Here is a 16,997-nt window from a genome sequence, read left to right as displayed (position 1 = left end):
TGCCCGGTCGCTCGGTCAGTTGACCTCGTCGGGGTGCCCGCCGACGCGGCCGTCCTTCTCGAGTGCGGTGATCGAGGCCTGCTCGTCGTCGCTGAGCTCGAAGTCGAAGATCTCGAAGTTCTCGACGATGCGGTCGCGGCTGTTCGACTTGGGGAAGATGATGTTGCCGAGCTGGATGTGCCAGCGCAGGATCACCTGGGCCAGCGACTTGCCGTGCGCATCCGCGATCGCCTGCACGTTCGGATCCTTCAGCAGTGCACCGTGCGCCAGCGGGCTCCACGCCTCGGTCGCGATGCCGTGCTCCCGTCCGAACGCGGTGATCTCGCGCTGCTGGAACTCGGGGTGCAACTCGATCTGGTTGACGGCGGGAACGACGTCGGTCTCGCCCAGCAGGCGGGTGAGGTGCTCGACCGTGAAGTTCGAGACGCCGATCGACTTGGCGCGACCCGACTCGCGGATCTTCTCGAGCGCCTTCCACGCCTCGACGTAGTTGTCGTTCGCAGGGGCCGGCCAGTGGATCAGGTACAGGTCGACGTAGTCGAGCTGCAGGCGGCCGAGGCTCTTCTCGAATGCGGCGAGGCCCGAGTCGTAGCCCTGGTCTGCATTCCACAGCTTCGTGGTGATGAACAGCTCGTCGCGATCGATGCCGCTGGTCTTGATGGCGTGCCCGACGCCCTCTTCGTTGCCGTAGATCTTGGCGGTGTCGATGTGGCGGTAGCCCACCTCGAACGCCTCGCTGACGACCCGCGACGTCTTGTCGGGATCGACCTTGAAGACTCCGAAGCCGAGCTGGGGAATGGTATTGCCGTCGTTCAGGGTGATCGTGGGGACTGAGGATTCAGAAGTAGTCATTGGTCAATGCTGTCACGTTCGCCCGCCGAGGAGACGGCCTTGACGGCGTGGGCTACGAGGTTCCGACCGGTGTCGAGATGCCCGATCCGCTCCACCAGCTCGGCCGCGAGGTCTCGCGTGCCACGGCCCAACGTCGGCGCCTCGTCGAGGCTCGCCACGAGCTCGGCGGCATGCAACGCCTCCACGGCGAGGATCTGACGGTGAAGCAACACCTGTCGCTGCAGCAGGCGCACCGCGAGGGGCGCGAACGAGGCCTGGTCCTCCACCTCCGACAGCGTGGTTCCGGATGCCGACACCGGGTTGGCGAGGTGCCTCACCTCGGCGAGCATGTCGGCCGCCGCGTACCAGGTGAGACCCGGAACGGTGTTGCGGCCCGCGCGCCGGAGCGGCGTCGCGAGACCGGAGAGCACGGCGATGCGTCGCTCGGAGATACCGGCCGCGTGGGCGACGGCGACGCGCAGACTCTCGAGGGCCAGAACCAGACCGAGCGGCTCGAAGTTTCCGTTCGACACCAGCGCTCCCCCGGCTTCGGACTCGTCGAGCACCACGAGCGGGTTGTCGGCCGCAGTGTTGAGCTCGGCCTCTACGGCCGCCGCGGCGAGCGCGATGGCGTCGCGGAGGGCACCGTGCACCTGCGGAACCGTGCGGAACGACAGCGGATCCTGCACCGACGCCGTACGCCCGGCATCGTCGAGCAGGCCGCCGGCCACCCGCGCCAGGATGGTCCGGGCAGTCTGCTGCCTTCCGGCCGAGCGGCGCGCGTGCACGCGCGGGTCGAATGGCGCCAGCGAGCCTCCCGAGCCGACGGCGCCCAAGGCCTCGAGCGACAGCGCCGCGACGGCGTCTGACTCGTCGACGAGCGCCCGCAGATCGGAGATCGCGAGAGCGCCGACGCCGATCGAGAACGAGTTCGCGCTGATGGCCGCGAGCGCCTCCCCCGCGCCGAACGGCAGGGTGTCTCGCACGTGCGCCGCCACCTCGGCGAGCAAGGCGAGATCGGATGCGCCGACCGAGCCCGTCGTGTAGACCTCGGGAAGCGGGCCGCCGTCGAGAAGCCGCGCGTAGGCATCCGCCAGCTCGGGTCGCACGCCCGAACCGCCAAGGCTGAAGCCGACCACGCGGGCGAGGACCAGCGCGCGCACCTCGCGCTCGGCGAGGGGGTCGCCGATGCTGCCGCGGTGATTGTCGATGACACGGTTCTGGAAGGCGGCGATCTCGTCGGCTGCCACGAGCGTGTCCCGACCGGCGCCCAGCTGGGTGTTGAGACCGTAGACGGCGGATCCCGACTGCTGCACCGACTCGACGACGCGACGCGACCGGGCGATCGTGTCGACGACATCCGGGGCCAGCTCGACCGTCGCACCGTCGGCCACGGCGACGACGTCGTCGATCGTGACCGGCTGCCCCTCGAGTCGGAGCGCGGGCATCAGAAGTCCAGGAGGTTGCCGCGCAGGCCGCCGTCGCCGAACTCGCGACGAATGAGCCCTCGTCGGCGCAGCACGGGCACGAGCGGATCGAGGGTGCGGTGCACGTTGGCGGGATGCACTTGGCCGGCGAAGAGGAATCCGTCTCCGCCACTGGCCTCGCCGAGCGCCTCGAGGTGATCGACGATCTCGTCGGCCGTGCCGATCACGGCGAGACCGTCGCGATTGGCGCGCACCTGCAGGATCTCGCGCAGCGTCGACCCGGGGGGCGCCGACTTCACGAAGTTGTCGAGGGTTCCCTGGTTGCTGTTGGTGGTGAGTTCGGGCAGGGGCGCGTCGAGGTCGAACGCCTTGAAGTCGACTCCAGAGAGGTACGAGATCGACTGCAGCGCTTCGTCGATCGCGGCCTGGTTGAGATCCGAGCGCCGGGCCTTGACGCTGGCCGTCTCCTCGGCATTCGCGGTGACGATCGGCGTGACCGCGAAGAGCACCTTCACGTGGTCGGGATTGCGGCCTGCCGCCAGCGCGACCTGGCGGATGCTGTCGCGGAACTCGCGGTTGCGCTCAGGCGTCGACGACAGCGCGATGATCACGTCGGAGTTCTGCCCCGCGAAGTCACGGCCACGGCCGGATGCCCCCGCCTGCACCATCACGGGTTCCTGCGGCATGGGAGCGGTGTTGATCGGGCCGCGGACCTTGAAGAATCGGCCGTCGTGGTTGATCGGCGCCACCTTCGTGAAGTCCGCGAACACCCCGCGCTCGGCATCCTCGAGCACCGAGTCGGGTGCCCAGCTGCGCCAGAGTTTGCGGATCACGCTGACCCACTCGTCGGCGCGGTCGTAGCGCAGGTCGTGCTCGATCTGCAAGGCGCGCCCGTAGTTCTGGGCGGCGAGGTCGCTTCCGCTGGTCACGACGTTCCAGCCGAGGCGGCCGTCGGCGAAGTGCTGCAGCGTGGCCAGCAGGCGGGCCGCTGTGAACGGTTCGTAGAACGAGGCGCTGAGCGTGGGCACGATGCCCAGGTTCTGCGTCGCCGACAGCAGGTACGGCACCAACGGCAGCGGGTCGTGCTTCGGTGCGAAACGGGCGTTGGCGAGGTTGACCTCGCTCGTTCCGCCGTAGGTGTCGGGAACGGTGACGCCGTCTTCGATGATCAACAGGTCGAGACCGCTGTGCTCGAACAGCCGAGCAGCGTCCTGATAGACGTCGGGCTTCTTCCAGTCGTAGCCGATGCCGTAGGTGGGATCACCCCATCCCTGCACGCCGAAACCCGCGCCGAGAAACCATCCGAAGTGAAGCAGAGCCATAGAAAGAGCCTAAAAGTAGAAGAGCGGGCGTGCCGGGTCGAAGGGGCCGGTCAGATCGAATAGGTGCCGACGCCGATGTCGGTGAGCCACTCGTCGTCGAACGCCTTGGTCAGATAGTTCGCTCCCGTGTCGGGGGCGATCGCCACCACGACCGATCCCTCGGGCGCCGTGGCCGCGACCCGCAGGGCGACGGCGACGGCGAGGGCAGACGACGGACCCAGCAACAGGGCTTCCGACGCGGCGAGCGTGTGCACCGTGTCGTAGATCTCCTGGTCGGAGACCACCAGGTACTCGTCGACCACTTCATGGTGGTAGGTCTGCGGCCAGTTCGCCTGGGTCCAGCGGTTGCCCGCGCCCTCCACGTTGATCTGGCCGGCGACGTTGCCGCTGTAGGTCGACCCGGTCGGGTCGGCCCCGATGACCCGGATGCGATCGGCCGAGACGTCTTTCAAATACCGGCCGGTTCCACTGATGGTTCCGCCGGTGCCGACGGACGCGACGAGGTGCGTGACCTTGTGGGCCGTCTGTCGCCAGATCTCCGGCCCGGTGGTCTGGTAGTGCGCGCCCGGGTTGCTCTCGTTCTCGTATTGAGAGGGTCGCCAGGCGTTGGGCAGCTCGGCCGCGATGCGGTCGGCGATGGCCCGCGCGTTGTTCGGGCTCTCGGGCGGCGCCTCCCAGTCGGCCTCGACCAGTCGCGCTCCGTAGGCCTTCAGCACGGCGCGCTTCTCGTCGGAGATGTAGGCGCTGTGGATGATCACGACGGGGTGCCCGGTGAGGCGGCCGACGAGTGCCAGGCCGATGCCGGTGTTTCCCGAACTCGACTCCACGATCGTGGCCCCGGGCTTCAGCGCACCGCTCGCCTCGGCCGCCCGAACCATGTGCAACGCGATGCGGTCTTTCGCCGATCCGCCGGCGTTGCGACTCTCGAGCTTCACCAGCACGCGCGCCGGCAGCCCATGGGCGAGCACGTTGAGCTCGATCAGCGGAGTGTTTCCGATGAGCGAGACGACAGAGGGCGTGATGTCCTCGACGAGGTCGACACAGGGCTCGTCTCCCGACGCCGCAGCGGCCAGGGGATGCGTGTCGATGTTCGTCATGGGTCGAGCGTACGACCGGAGCCGTCGCACACGGGCCGCTGTGTCGCTCTGTTACGCACAGCACGCCCTCACTCGGTCGGCGCTAGCATGGCTCGCGGTACGGACAAGCACTCAACTGGAGGTCGTCGCATGGGCACAGGATCACTCGTCTTCGCCGGCGGAGGTGTCGCCGGAATCGCCTGGGAGCTGGGCGTCGTGCAGGGACTTCTCGACGCCGACCCTGCTCTCGTCGACCGGCTGCTCGCGCCGTCGACCCGGTTCATCGGAACCTCCGCCGGTTCCGCGGTCGCCGCGCAGCTCGCGGGCACAACCGGTCTCGCCGCGTCGTTCGCCGCGCAGCTCGAGGAGGAGACCGCGGAGCTCGGGGCAGACGTCGACGTGCAGGAGCTGCAGGCGCGCTTCCTCTCCGCCGTCCAGGGTGCGACCTCGCCCACCGACGCGCTCCAGCGCATCGGCCGCCTCGCGCTCGAGACACCGTCTGTCGACGAGTCGGTTCGTCTCGAGGTCATCCGATCGCGTCTCGCCGACAGCGAGTGGCCCGAGCGCGACCTGAGGATCACCGCCGTCGAGGTCGAGCGCGGCGAGTTCGTCGTCTTCGACCGGTCGAGCGGCGTCGACCTCGTCGACGCCATCGCCGCCAGCTGCGCCGTTCCGGGCGTCTGGCCGCCGGTCACCATCGGCGGTTCCCGTTATATGGATGGCGGGGCCCGGTCGGGCAGCAACGCCGACCTCGCCGCCGGCTCCGATTGGGTCGTCATCGTGACGCCCCTTCCGGGCGTGGGCGATCCCGGCGTCGGCACCGTCCCCACCGCCGAGCTCGAGGCGCTCGGCGGCGCTCCGACCGTCATCGTCTACGCCGACGCCGCGTCCATCGCGGCCTTCGGGCCGAATCCCCTCGACCCCACGACCCGGCGCGCATCGGCCGAGGCGGGCCGAGCGGTCGGCCGCGCATCCGCCGCCCGCATCGCGGCCGCGCTCGGCCAGGCCGACTGACCGTGCTGTACGAGAGCCGGGGCGCGCGGCCGAGGGTCGATCCGGATGCGCTCGTCGCGGCATCCGCCATCGTTTCGGGCGATGTGACGATCGGTGCCGGCTCGCGCATCATGCACGGCGCGGTAGTGACCGCCGAGGACGGACCGGTCGTGATCGGGGCCGACGTCGTCGTGCTCGAGAACGCGGTGATCCGCGGGCGGGCGCGCTATCCCGCCATCATCGGCGACAGCGTGATGATCGGGCCGCACGCCCACGTGAACGGGTGCGTCGTGGGTGAGGGCGCGTTCCTTGCCACCGGTTCATCGGTCTTTCCCGGGGCGACCATCGGCGACGGGGCCGAGGTGCGCATCAACGCCGTCGTGCAGGTGAACACGCGGCTCGCTGCGGGCACCGTCGTTCCCATCTCCTGGGTGGCCGTCGGCGATCCGGCACAGCTGTTCTCCCCCGACAGGCACGACGAGATCTGGGCCGTGCAGCGCACCCTGAACTTCGTGGGCACGGTGTACGGAGCCGGTCCGGAGGCGACGATGGCCGACATCATGCGATCGCAGTCGGAGTTCTACGGGGAGCACCGCCGAGACACGACACTGCCCGGCTGAGTCGCTTCCGCCGGCGCGAGGGTTCCGAGCTTGAGCCCGAGAGGCGCGAGCACGCCGAACGCGACGACGAGAATCGCCACACCGATCATCGCGCCACGTAGACCTGCGGTGCCCGATAGCAGGCCGACGTAGACGGGTCCGAGAAGGAACCCGATATAGGCGGTGGTGGCGATCGTCGATGTCGTGCTGCCGCGAACGTCATCGGCGGTACCCCGCACGGCTTGACTCAGCAGAGTGGGGAATAAGACGGATGTTCCGGCTGCCGCCAGCGCGAGCCCCGCGAGAGCCATCGCCACATTCGGCGCGGCAGCGACGACCAGCGTGCCTGTCATCGCGATTGCGGCACCTCCCACGAGAAGCACGGCAGCAGGCATCCTGTTCGAGAAGCCGACAGCGAATCGGGTGATGGCGGCGCACGCCGCAAACGTCGCCGGCGCGATGGCAGCAAGAGCCGCCGACGCCTTCAGCTCGTCTACGAGATAGATCGCACCCCAGCTCTGGTGGGCGTTCTCGGCCGCGAAACCGAGCGCCCCCACGAGGCCCACGGCGATGAACGGCAACAGGAGACTCGGCTGTCGGCGCACGGGTGGAGAGCGATGGGCGGCGGTCGCCGTGGAGGCTGTTCCGCGGGCGAACACCACGACGCCGCTCGCGAGAATCACAACGCCGGAGAGGAGGAAGATCAGCGGTGCTCCGCCGCCGCTGCCGAAGATCGCGGCGGCTCCGAGACTGCCGATCACGACGAACGATGAGAAGACAGCGTGCGCGAGCGTGATGATGCGACGGTTCGATCGCGCCTCTTCGCCACCGGCCAGAGCATTGGCGGCGACGTCGGACGCTCCTGATGCGGCACCGACCAGCAGCATGCCGACGCATACGGCCACGATGTCCCGGGCGAGGATCGCGACGAGGATTCCGGAAAGAGCGAGGCAGCCGATTAGCAGGCCGGTGATCCGGCTTCCGAATCGATCGACCGCACGCCCTGTGAACAGCATCGCCGGCAGCGCGCCGAGACCCACGCACAAAAGGGCCCCGCCGAGTTGCGCGTCGGACACTCCTGCGGTCTGCCTCAAGGCGGGCAGAGCCGCACCCCACACGCCCCAGAAGACGCCGAATCCGGCGAATGCAACAAAGGAGAGTGGAATGCGGTTCATTTGTGTAACGATACACACTGCGGCGATAGACTGGCTGCATGGCATCACAACGCGTCACTATGCGGCAGGTCGCCGCCGAAGCGGGCGTCGCCTCGATGACCGTCAGCTACACCTACACGAGACCGGATCGCGTTGCTCCCGACACCCGCGCCCGGGTACTGGCCGCCGCTCAGCGCCTCGGCTACGCGGGCCCCGACCCGGTCGCCCGATCCCTGCGCCGTGGAGCCACGGGAAATCTCGGTGTCGTGATGGGGGAACACCTCAGCTACGCCTTCGAGGACCCCCAGGCCGCCCGATTTCTCGCCGGCGTGTCGAGCGTCTGCGTCGAGAAGCGGCTAGGGCTTGTTCTGATTCCCAGCACCGGCGACCCGGAAGACGTCGACCGGGTGCGCGAGGCGGCCGTCGACGGCTTCGTGTTGTGGACGACCGACGAATCAGACGCGGTTCTCGACGCCGTCGCGGCGACAGGCCGACCAGCAGCCATCCAAGGCGGTCCGACCGTTCCGGGGATCTCTGTCGTCTCCCCCGATGATCGCGGCGCAGCTCGAGCCATGGCGTTTCACATGCTCGCCGGAGCCGCGTCTCCTCTGATCCTGTCGATGCCCCTCGACCGCGGCAGGCGGGCGGGACTGCATCGAGGACCGGACACGTCTGTGAGCTTCCCCGTTACCCGGGCACGACTCGAGGGTTATCGAGACGCCGCCGAAGAGGCGGGTCGGCCGTGGCAGGACATGCCCGTCGCCGTCGTCGCCCGGCACAGCCGCAACGACGCAAGGCTGGCCATCGAGGACGCGCTCGCCCACGTGCGCCCCGACGTCGTCATCGCCATGAGCGACCAGCTCGCCGCGGGCGCCGTCGATGTTCTCGGCTCGAGCGCTCTTGTCAGCGGGTGGGACGACAGCGAGCTCGCACGGGCGTTGGGCTTCTCGAGTGTGAGCCAGTCGCTGTACGACCAGGGCGTCGCGTGCGCCCGCATCGCCTCGGGAACCATGACGACGGTCGAATCCCCCACGTGGAATCTCGCTCTGCGCTGACCCGGCCCGCACAGAAACCGCCGTTCCCAGAGCCTGTCGAAGGGCACCCACGTCCGATCCAGACCCCGTTCCCTGAGCCTGTCGAAGGGCACCACCGTCCGGTCCAGACCCCGTTCCCCGAGCCCGTCGAAGGGCCCACCCTCGTTCCGCGCCTGCGCCGGCCGAGTAGGCCGCCCGCGGCCGTATCGAGACCCGTTCCCTGAGCTTGTCGAAGGGCACCCCCACCAGGCCACGTCCTCTCCTCCACAGCCCACCTTCCCCGACACTTATCCACAGACGTTTCCGCTGGTCAGGCATCGAATGCATGTTCGGAACCAGTGTCGGTGGTCACTGTTTGACTTGTCCCATGACATTCGAAAGCCCACCCTTCTCGGCCGACCCGTACGTGGTCGCGCTCGATGAGGTCGCCGCCCTCGACACGCAGATAGCCCGCCTATCCGCAGTCAGGGCCAGACGCGTCACCGACGCCGCCCGCAAGCTCCATCGCCAGGCACCCGTCGACACGTCCACCGCCGGTCCGGTCTGGTCCACAGCCCGGGTCGAACGCATAGAGCTCGTCACGGAACTCGCGCTCCTCACCCGTCGCACCGAACACCGCACTGCCGTCCTCGTCGACACGAGCACGACTCTCGTCGACCGGCTCCCCGCAACCCTGGCCGCGGTCGCCGCAGGTGCTGTTTCGTGGGAACACGCCGAGGTCATCGCGAAGCACGCCGAGAACCTCGACGGCGACGCACTGGCCACGTACGACGCCCGCCTGGCGGTGCTCGCTACGGAGGTGAACCCGAAGCAGCTGGAGAAGAAGGCCCGCCACGAGGTGGAGCTCGCCCAACCATCGACCGCGGTCGAGCGAGCAGAGAAGGCAGCGGGGACGCGCCGCATCTATGTCGATCCGGCAGCAGATGGCATGGCCCAACTCACCCTCCTCGCACCCGCCCCGGAGATCCACGCCATCGCCGACAGGGCCGTGCGCCTCGCGGCGGGACTCAAGACTGCAGGGGACCCGCGGAGCACGGGACACCTCAAGGTCGATGTCCTCACCGACCTGCTCCTCAACGCAGAACCGTCGATCCCCGGAGCAACCCGCGGTATTCGCGGTCGGGTGCACGTCATGGTTCCCGCGATGACGCTGTTAGGTGTTGGTGAGGAGGCGGCCATCCTCCGCGGCTACGGACCCATCGACCCAGCCACAGCCGCCCAACTCACCGCCGACGCGACGTCATGGCGGAGAATCCTCACCGACCCGATCACGGGACGCATCCTTGCCACCGACCCCCGGGACTACCGGCCGACCGCGGCAATGATCGACCACGCCCGACTCGTCCACCCGGAATGCGTGTTCCCCGGGTGCACGGTCCCGTCGGAGCAGGCGGACATGGACCACACCGAGGACCACGCCTACGGCGGAGGCACCATCCCCGAGAACCTCGCCCCGCTGAGCGCGGGACATCATCGGGCGAAGCACCACACGAGGTGGCAGTTCATCCAGAACGGAGACGACACCCTCACCGCAACCTCACCCGCAGGCCACGTGTACACCGTCCGGCCAAAAGGGCGGATGCGGCCCGCACCCAAGGCACTGATCACAGCGGTGGCGGCCGCCAGAACAACGACCACCGACGAGGAGGAACTCGCCGACTGCCCCTTCTAACCAACCCGACACCCGGGGTCTCGATACGGCCGCAAGCGGCCTACTCGACCGGCGTAGGGAGACGAGAACAGCCCAGCCCTCCCCTGCGCCGATCGAGTAGCGGCGCGAGGAACGAGCACCGCGAATCGAGATCACCCCGACCGTGGCAGAACCACGGCGCATTCCGTCATGCTGGACGCATGGAAAGCCGTCACGTCAGCCGCGTCATCTCGGCGAGCCCGCAGACTGTCTACGAGGTCGCCGCGAACGTCGACAACCTGCCGATTTGGGCGTCCGGGCTGGCGCATTCCGAGGTGACCCGTGAGGGTGACACCCTGTGGGTCGACTCCCCCATGGGTCGTGTCTCGGTGCGCTTCGTCGCGCCCAACGAGTTCGGCATCCTCGATCACGATGTGACCCTGCCATCGGGGGCAACCGTCACCAACCCGCTGAGAGTGATCGCCCACCCGAACGGGGCGGAGATCATCTTCACCGTGCGCCAGCTCGACCTCAGTGACGACGAATTCGACAGCGATGCGACGACGGTCGGAGAAGACCTCGACCGTCTGCGCGAGCTCGTCGAAGAAGCTACGAGGTCTCGACCCGGTACTTGAACCCGACGTGAGACGCGTCGAAGCCGAGCCGCTCGTAGAAGCGGTGCGCATCCACGCGGGCAGCATCTGACGTCAACTGCACGAGCGGCACACCGGAGACGCGAGCGTCCTCGATCGCCCAGCGCATCATCGCCGCACCGATGCCGCGGCCGCGCTGGCTCGACGAGACCCGCACGGCCTCGATCTGCAGGCGAGACGCTCCACGCCTGGCGAGACCGGGAATCACCGTGAGCTGCATGGTCGCAACGACCGCACCCACAGAGTCGACGACGACCAGCAGTCGCTGGGCCGGGTCCCGGTCGATCGCGGCGAAAGCGGCCTCGTAAGCCTCCCGATCGCTGGCATCGGCCGAGTCACCGCGCGCCGCACTGATCGGGTCATCGGCCAGCAGATCGATGATCACCGAGAGGTCGGCGACCGTCGCACGCCTGAGCATCACGTGACCATCGGGCAGATCAAGAGTCACAGCATCCATTCCGGCCACGATACCGGCCGAGACACCAGCCATGAGGGCGCGACCGGCGGCGGAGAATCTAGAATGGAATGCCCATGGATTCCCTCCCCCGTATCGTCTTCCCCCCTGAACTCCCGGTCAGCCAGCGTCGCGACGACATCGCCCGCGCGATCGCAGAGAACCAGGTGGTCATCGTCGCGGGCGCAACGGGATCGGGCAAGACGACGCAGCTTCCGAAGATCTGCCTCGAGCTGGGGCGCGAGGCGATCGGCCACACTCAGCCCCGTCGACTCGCGGCACGCACGATCGCCGAGCGTATCGCCGAGGAACTGGGCCAAGAGGTCGGCGGCCTTGTCGGCTATCAGGTGCGCTTCACCGACAAGGCGTCGAAAGACACCCGCATCAAGCTGATGACCGACGGAATCCTGCTCAACGAGATGCACCACGACCGCATGCTCTCGAAGTACGACACGATCATCATCGACGAGGCCCACGAGCGGAGCCTCAACATCGACTTCCTGCTGGGCTACCTCAAGCAGCTGCTGCCGAAGCGACCCGACCTCAAGCTCATCATCACGTCGGCCACGATCGACCCGCAGAGCTTCTCCAAGCACTTCGACGACGCCCCGATCGTCGAGGTCTCGGGGCGCACGTTCCCGGTGGAGATCCGGTACCGACCGCTGGTCGCGGACGCACCACCGGAGGGTGACGATGACGACCCTTCGACAGGCTCAGGGAACACGACCCCCGACCGCGACGTCTTCGAGGCCATCGGAGACGCCGTAGACGAGCTGGGACGCGAGGGCGACGGCGACATCCTCGTCTTCCTGTCGGGAGAGAACGAGATCCGCGACGCCGAGGAGTCACTCAAGGGCAAGTTCGCCAACCGCAGCTCGGCGGGCGGCGTCACAGAGATCCTCCCCCTCTACGGTCGCCTCTCGAGCGCCGACCAGCACCGCGTGTTCCAGCGCAGTAGCACTCCCGGTGTGCGCCGGCGCATCGTGCTGGCCACGAACGTCGCCGAGACCAGCCTCACGGTGCCCGGCATCAAGTACGTGATCGACGCCGGCACGGCGCGCATCAGCCGCTACAGCGTGCGCTCCAAGGTGCAGCGTCTGCCGATCGAGGCGATCTCGCAGGCCTCCGCGAACCAGCGATCGGGCCGTTCGGGCCGCACCAGCGATGGAATCGCCATCCGGTTGTATTCGCAGCAGGACTTCGAGAAGCGCCCCGAGTTCACCGAGCCCGAGATCCTGCGCACGAACCTCGCCGCCGTCATCCTGCAGATGATCTCGCTCGGCCTCGGCGACATCGCGTCGTTCCCGTTTCTTCAGCCGCCGGAGTCGCGCGGCATCAAAGACGGCCTCGACCTGCTCGGCGAGCTGGGCGCGCTGCGCACGGCATCGTCTTCGTCGGCGTCGTCGTCAGACGCGAACACGAGAAGCAAGACACCGGATGCCCAGCCACGGCTCACGAGGATCGGTCGCGACCTCGCGCGCCTGCCCATAGAGCCACGCTTCGCCCGCATGGTGATCGAGTCCAAAGAGACGGGCACGAGCCGCGAGGTGATGCTCATCGTGGCAGGGCTCACGATCCAGGATCCCCGCGAGCGCCCGCTCGAACGGCGACAGCGAGCCGACGAGCTGCACGGTCGCTTCACCGATCCGACGAGCGACTTCCTGACCCTGCTCAACCTCTGGAACTACCTCGAAGAGAAACAGTCCGAGCTGTCGTCGAGCGCGTTCCGCAGACTCTGCAAGAACGAGTTCCTCAATTACCTGCGCATCCGCGAGTGGCAGGACGTGTATCGCCAGCTGAGGCAGCTCTCGAGGCCGCTGGGGCTAACGATCGGCGAGCCCGCGGTGAACCCCGACGGAATCCACCGGTCGATCCTGTCGGGCCTGCTCTCGCACATCGGCCTGAAGGACGCGGTCAAGAAGGACTACGTGGGCGCACGCCAGTCGCGCTTCAGCATCTTCCCGGGGTCGGTGCTGAACAAGAAGCAGCCCGCCGCCGTGATGAGCGCCGAGCTGGTCGAGACGAGTCGCCTGTTCGCGCGTATGAACGCGGCCATCGACCCGGCCTGGGCCGAGAAACTGGCGGGCGACCTCGTCAAGCGCAGCTACTCCGAACCCCGCTGGGAGAAGAAGCAGGGCTCCGTCGTCGCCTACGAGCGGGTCACGCTGTTCGGCGTTCCCATCGTCGAGAAGCGGCGCATCCAGTTCTCTCGTGTCGATCCGTCGTACGCGCGCGAGCTGTTCATCCGCCACGCACTCGTCGAGGGCGACTGGGAGTCGCAGCAGGCGTTCGACCGGGCGAACCGCGCCTTCCGCAAAGAGCTCGAGCAGATCGAGGAGCGAAGCCGCCGCCGCGACCTGCTGACCGACGACGAAGCGGTGTTCGACTTCTACAACGAGCGCATCCCGCGCGACGTGTTCTCGCAGCGCACCTTCGAGGGCTGGTGGAAGACGGCGAAGCACGACACCCCCGACCTGCTCACCATGACCATCGACGCGCTGGTGCCCGAGGGTGCACCCGAGATCGACGAGAACGAGTACCCGACGACGTGGCAGCAGGAGGACCAGCGCCTGGGCCTGAGCTACCGCTTCGAACCCGGCACCGAAGATGACGGCGTAACTGCGACCGTGCCCCTCGCGTTGCTGCCAAGACTCAAGCCCGAGTCGTTCGAATACCAGGTGCCCGGCCTGCGCGTCGAGCTCGTGACGGCGCTCATCAAGTCGCTTCCCAAGAACATCCGTCGCAATTTCGTGCCCTCGACAGACTGGGCGGTGCGCCTGGTCGCCGAGACGCCAGAGGGCGGAGGCGACGAGGGGTATCTCGCAGCCCTGGCCTCCACGATGTCGAGGCTCGCCCACGTCTCGGTGTCGGCATCCGACTTCGACCGCGAGCGCCTGCCGTCGCACCTGCGCATGTCGTTCCGCGTCGTCGACGAACGGGGCAAGACGCTCTCGGTCGGCAAGGACCTGCCCGCCCTGCAGCAGAAGCACCGCGGCGCCGCCCGCGAGTCGGTGGCGAAAGCCACGACCCGCATCTCGAGCGACCTCGAACGCTCCGGACTCACCACCTGGAGCATCGGCGAGCTGCCGCGGCTCGTCGACACGAAGCAGCACGGCGGAGTGATCCGCGCCTACCCCGCCCTCGTCGACGACGGCTCGTCGGTGTCGCTGCGGCTGATGACCTCGCCCGACGAGCAGGCCCTCCAGACGCCCGACGGCATCGTGCGCCTGCTGCTGCTCGCCGTGCCCTCTCCGCTGTCGTATGTGCGCGAGCACCTTACGCAGAATGAGAAGCTGATGCTCGCCACGAGCCCGTACCAGAACGTGCAGGCTCTCTTCGACGACTGCCTGCGCGCGGTCGCGCAGCGCGTGCTCTTCGAGGTGGCACCGGATGGCATGCTCTGGAACGAGGCCGGCTTCCAGACGGCCCGAGACCGCCTCTCGGCGACGGTCATGGACGAGCTCTACGCGACCGTTGGCGTCGTCACCACCGTCCTCTCTGCGGCGCGCGATGCGGAGAAGGCGCTCAAGGGCGTCACGAGCATGGCCCTGCTTGCGGCGCTCGGCGATGCCCGGGAGCAGCTGAAGGGGCTCATCTACCCGGGCTTCGTATCGGCCACGGGAACGACCCAGCTGCGGCAGCTACCCCGCTATCTCAAGGCGCTCACGCAGCGGCTCGACAAGCTCGCCGAGAATGCGGCCCGCGACAGGGCCTGGATGACCGAGGTGCAGGCGGCGACGAGCCGCTACACCGATGCGGGCGGCCGCATCCCCCTCGCCCCGCATTCGCCGCCGAACATCGTGCGCGCGCGCTGGCTCCTCGAGGAGTTCCGGGTGAGCCTGTTTGCGCAATCGCTCGGAACGGCGGAGCCTGTCTCTATGCAACGTATTCAGAAGGCACTTGTACCGGCTGGACGGTAGAGTAGAGAAGTTGTGAGCAGCTACTCGAATCTCCTGAAAACCCGCGGGGTCGCGCGCATTATCGCCGCGCAACTCACCGCCCGGTTTCCCTTCGGCATGCTCTCGCTCGCCTTCCTTCTGCACATCGAAAGGGTCCACGACTCCTACGGCGCGGCCGGCCTGGTCCTCGCCGCCCTGAGCATCGGCCAGGCGGTCGCCGGCCCCCTCACCTCGCGGCTGATGGGTGTCTGGGGCATGCGCCAGGTCATCACCATCACGATGATCATCTGCGCCTTCGCCATCTCGGCCATCGCGCTCCTGCCCCTCACCATCCCGGCCGCCATGGGCGTCGCTCTCGTCGCCGGCCTGACCATGCCGCCCATCCAGCCCGCCGTGCGCACCATCTACCCCAAGATGGTCAACTCGAAGCAGCTCACCCCGCTCTTCTCGCTCGACGCCTCGGCCCAGGAGATCATCTGGGTCGTCGGCCCGGTCATCACCACGTTCGTCTCGACCCAGATCGGCACAGTCTGGGGCATCCTCCTCGCCGTCGTCTTCCTGGTCGGAGGAGGCACCTGGTTCATCGCGAGCCCCGAGCTGGGCCGGGTGCGCATCCCCCGCTCGCGCCGCAAGCTGGGTGCCGTGCTCGCCAAGCCTCCCGTGCTGCTGGCGACGATCGTCGGATTCCTCCTGGTTGCGGCCTGCGCGGCGATCGAGGCCGGCGTCGTGGCCACGTTCGGTCACGATGGCCTCGAGGCCGGAATCGTTCTCGCGATCTTCGCCGTCGGCTCCCTGGTCGGCGGTCTGTCGCTCGGCCACGTTCCTATCGGGCCGTGGGCACTGGCCCGCCGCATGCTGATCGTGTTCGTCGGAACAGCACTCGCGGCCGTGTCGCTCAACATCTGGTGGCTCGCCGTCACCCTGTTCATTGCGGGTGTCGGCATCGCCCCGGCCCTTGCCGTGATGTTCTCCATCGTCTCGGCGAGCGTGCGCTTCAGCGACACGGCCGAAGCCTACGGCTGGGTCGGCACGGGTCAGCTCATCGGAGCCGCCGTGGGAAGCGCGTTCGCCGGATTCCTCATCGACGGCCAGGGCGCCTCGGGCGCCTTCTACGTCGCCGGCGTGCTGGGCCTGCTCGGGTTCCTCGTTCCGCTCGTCGGAAAGCGGTGGCATCCCGATCTTCGCGGAAAAGACGCCAGCCCCATTCCCGATACCGAACCCATCCAGACAGTGAGCGGACTCTGACTCCTGGAGCGTAGTGTCGATACAGTGCACCCTCTGAGAGACAGCCTTCGTCCGCTCGCAAGCCTCGCGGCCACTCCTCCGCCGTTCGATCCGACCGTCGCGCCCGAGAACCCCCTCGAGCTCTTCGTGGCGTGGTTCGGCCAGGCCGTCGAGGCTGGTCAGCTCGAACCGCACGCGATGACGCTCTCCACCGTCGACGCCGACGGCGTTCCGGATGCCCGGGTGCTGATCCTGAAGGACCTCACCGACGACGGCTGGTGGTTCGCCAGCAGCTCAGCGAGCGTCAAAGGCGTCGAGCTCACGGCGAACCCCGTCGCCGCCCTCACGTTCTACTGGCCCACCGTCGGCCGCTCCGTGCGCATCCGCGGCGCGGTGACGCGGGGCTCAGACGACGAGAACGCCCGCGACTTCTCCCGCCGCGGGCTGGGTGCCCGCGCCGTCGCGCTCGGAAGCCCCCAGAGCAAGCCGCTCGGCAGCCGCGACGAGAGCGAGGCCGCCATCGAGAAGGCCGCGCGCGAACTCGACGCGCATCCAGAGCTGGTGTCGCCCACCTGGACCCTCTGGTGCGTCAGGCCGTCGACCGTCGAATTCTGGCAATCGGATGCCGAACGCCGGCACCAGAGACTGCGTTACAGCAGTCAGGGCCAGAGCTGGTCGACGACACTGCTCTGGCCCTGACT

General features: G+C 68.1%; 14 protein-coding genes. 8 read left to right on the top strand and 6 right to left on the bottom strand.

The features are described from left to right. Positions 1-15: 15 nt before the first annotated feature. Genes ASF06_RS18385 through ASF06_RS18370 form a run of 4 tightly spaced genes read right to left on the bottom strand, consistent with a single transcriptional unit; the run spans position 16 to position 4,677 of the window. A complete protein-coding gene (locus ASF06_RS18385; protein WP_055930531.1) occupies positions 16-852 on the bottom strand; it encodes an aldo/keto reductase in 837 nt (278 codons plus the stop codon). Continuing rightward, positions 849-2,279 (bottom strand): aromatic amino acid lyase, encoded by a 1,431-nt coding sequence (locus ASF06_RS18380; protein WP_055950532.1) that lies wholly within the window; start codon positions 2,277-2,279, stop codon positions 849-851. The genes ASF06_RS18385 and ASF06_RS18380 overlap by 4 nt, the downstream gene beginning before the upstream one ends. After that, positions 2,279-3,580: an NtaA/DmoA family FMN-dependent monooxygenase gene (locus tag ASF06_RS18375; RefSeq protein ID WP_055950529.1), complete on the bottom strand. Its 1,302-nt coding sequence runs from the start codon at positions 3,578-3,580 to the stop codon at positions 2,279-2,281. Before ASF06_RS18375 ends, ASF06_RS18380 begins: the two co-directional genes overlap by 1 nt. 50 nt (positions 3,581-3,630) lie before the next feature. Continuing rightward, complete coding sequence (locus tag ASF06_RS18370) at positions 3,631-4,677, bottom strand: PLP-dependent cysteine synthase family protein (protein WP_082501086.1); 1,047 nt, start codon at positions 4,675-4,677, stop codon at positions 3,631-3,633. A gap of 129 nt (positions 4,678-4,806) precedes the next feature. Here ASF06_RS18370 and ASF06_RS18365 point away from each other — a divergent pair, with 129 nt between their 5' ends. Beyond that, positions 4,807-5,670 (top strand): patatin-like phospholipase family protein, encoded by an 864-nt coding sequence (locus ASF06_RS18365; protein ID WP_055950526.1) that lies wholly within the window; start codon positions 4,807-4,809, stop codon positions 5,668-5,670. Between the two features lie 2 nt (positions 5,671-5,672). Beyond that, positions 5,673-6,269 carry a gamma carbonic anhydrase family protein gene (locus ASF06_RS18360; protein WP_055950521.1) on the top strand — a complete coding sequence of 199 codons (597 nt, stop codon included), beginning with the start codon at positions 5,673-5,675 and terminating at the stop codon, positions 6,267-6,269. Here ASF06_RS18360 and ASF06_RS18355 read toward each other — a convergent pair. Then, positions 6,230-7,423, bottom strand: a complete 1,194-nt coding sequence (locus ASF06_RS18355; protein ID WP_055950517.1) for an MFS transporter — start codon at positions 7,421-7,423, stop codon at positions 6,230-6,232. The two genes, ASF06_RS18360 and ASF06_RS18355, sit on opposite strands and share 40 nt — an antisense overlap. Before the next feature lie 38 nt (positions 7,424-7,461). Here ASF06_RS18355 and ASF06_RS18350 point away from each other — a divergent pair, with 38 nt between their 5' ends. From ASF06_RS18350 to ASF06_RS18340, 3 genes are all read left to right on the top strand, one after another. Beyond that, a complete protein-coding gene (locus tag ASF06_RS18350) occupies positions 7,462-8,457 on the top strand; it encodes a LacI family DNA-binding transcriptional regulator (protein WP_157439257.1) in 996 nt (331 codons plus the stop codon). 346 nt (positions 8,458-8,803) lie between these two features. Then, the gene (locus ASF06_RS18345; protein ID WP_055950512.1) at positions 8,804-10,108 is read left to right on the top strand and encodes an HNH endonuclease signature motif containing protein; all 1,305 of its coding nucleotides are present in this window, start codon (positions 8,804-8,806) and stop codon (positions 10,106-10,108) included. Between the two features lie 179 nt (positions 10,109-10,287). After that, complete coding sequence (locus ASF06_RS18340; RefSeq protein WP_055950509.1) at positions 10,288-10,701, top strand: SRPBCC family protein; 414 nt, start codon at positions 10,288-10,290, stop codon at positions 10,699-10,701. Here ASF06_RS18340 and ASF06_RS18335 read toward each other — a convergent pair. Next, on the bottom strand, positions 10,676-11,176 hold the full coding sequence (locus tag ASF06_RS18335) for a GNAT family N-acetyltransferase (protein ID WP_055950689.1): 501 nt from the start codon (positions 11,174-11,176) through the stop codon (positions 10,676-10,678). The genes ASF06_RS18340 and ASF06_RS18335 overlap by 26 nt on opposite strands. A gap of 74 nt (positions 11,177-11,250) precedes the next feature. On the opposite strand from ASF06_RS18335, the gene hrpA reads away from it, so the two are divergent. From hrpA to ASF06_RS18320, 3 genes are read left to right on the top strand one after another with little or no spacing between them, the layout of a single operon-like run. Next, complete coding sequence (hrpA, locus tag ASF06_RS18330) at positions 11,251-15,093, top strand: ATP-dependent RNA helicase HrpA (protein WP_055950506.1); 3,843 nt, start codon at positions 11,251-11,253, stop codon at positions 15,091-15,093. A 12-nt stretch (positions 15,094-15,105) separates the two neighbouring features. Next, positions 15,106-16,317: an MFS transporter gene (locus tag ASF06_RS18325; protein WP_055950503.1), complete on the top strand. Its 1,212-nt coding sequence runs from the start codon at positions 15,106-15,108 to the stop codon at positions 16,315-16,317. 24 nt (positions 16,318-16,341) lie between these two features. Next, positions 16,342-16,995, top strand: a complete 654-nt coding sequence (locus ASF06_RS18320) for a pyridoxine/pyridoxamine 5'-phosphate oxidase (RefSeq protein ID WP_055950500.1) — start codon at positions 16,342-16,344, stop codon at positions 16,993-16,995. Positions 16,996-16,997 lie beyond the last annotated feature (2 nt).

Origin of the sequence: Agreia sp. Leaf244 (assembly GCF_001422695.1) — a bacterium.
Taxonomy (GTDB): Bacteria; Actinomycetota; Actinomycetes; order Actinomycetales; family Microbacteriaceae; genus Agreia.
The sequence above is the reverse complement of the archived record's forward strand: the minus strand, read 5'-3'. Positions and strand labels throughout refer to the sequence as shown.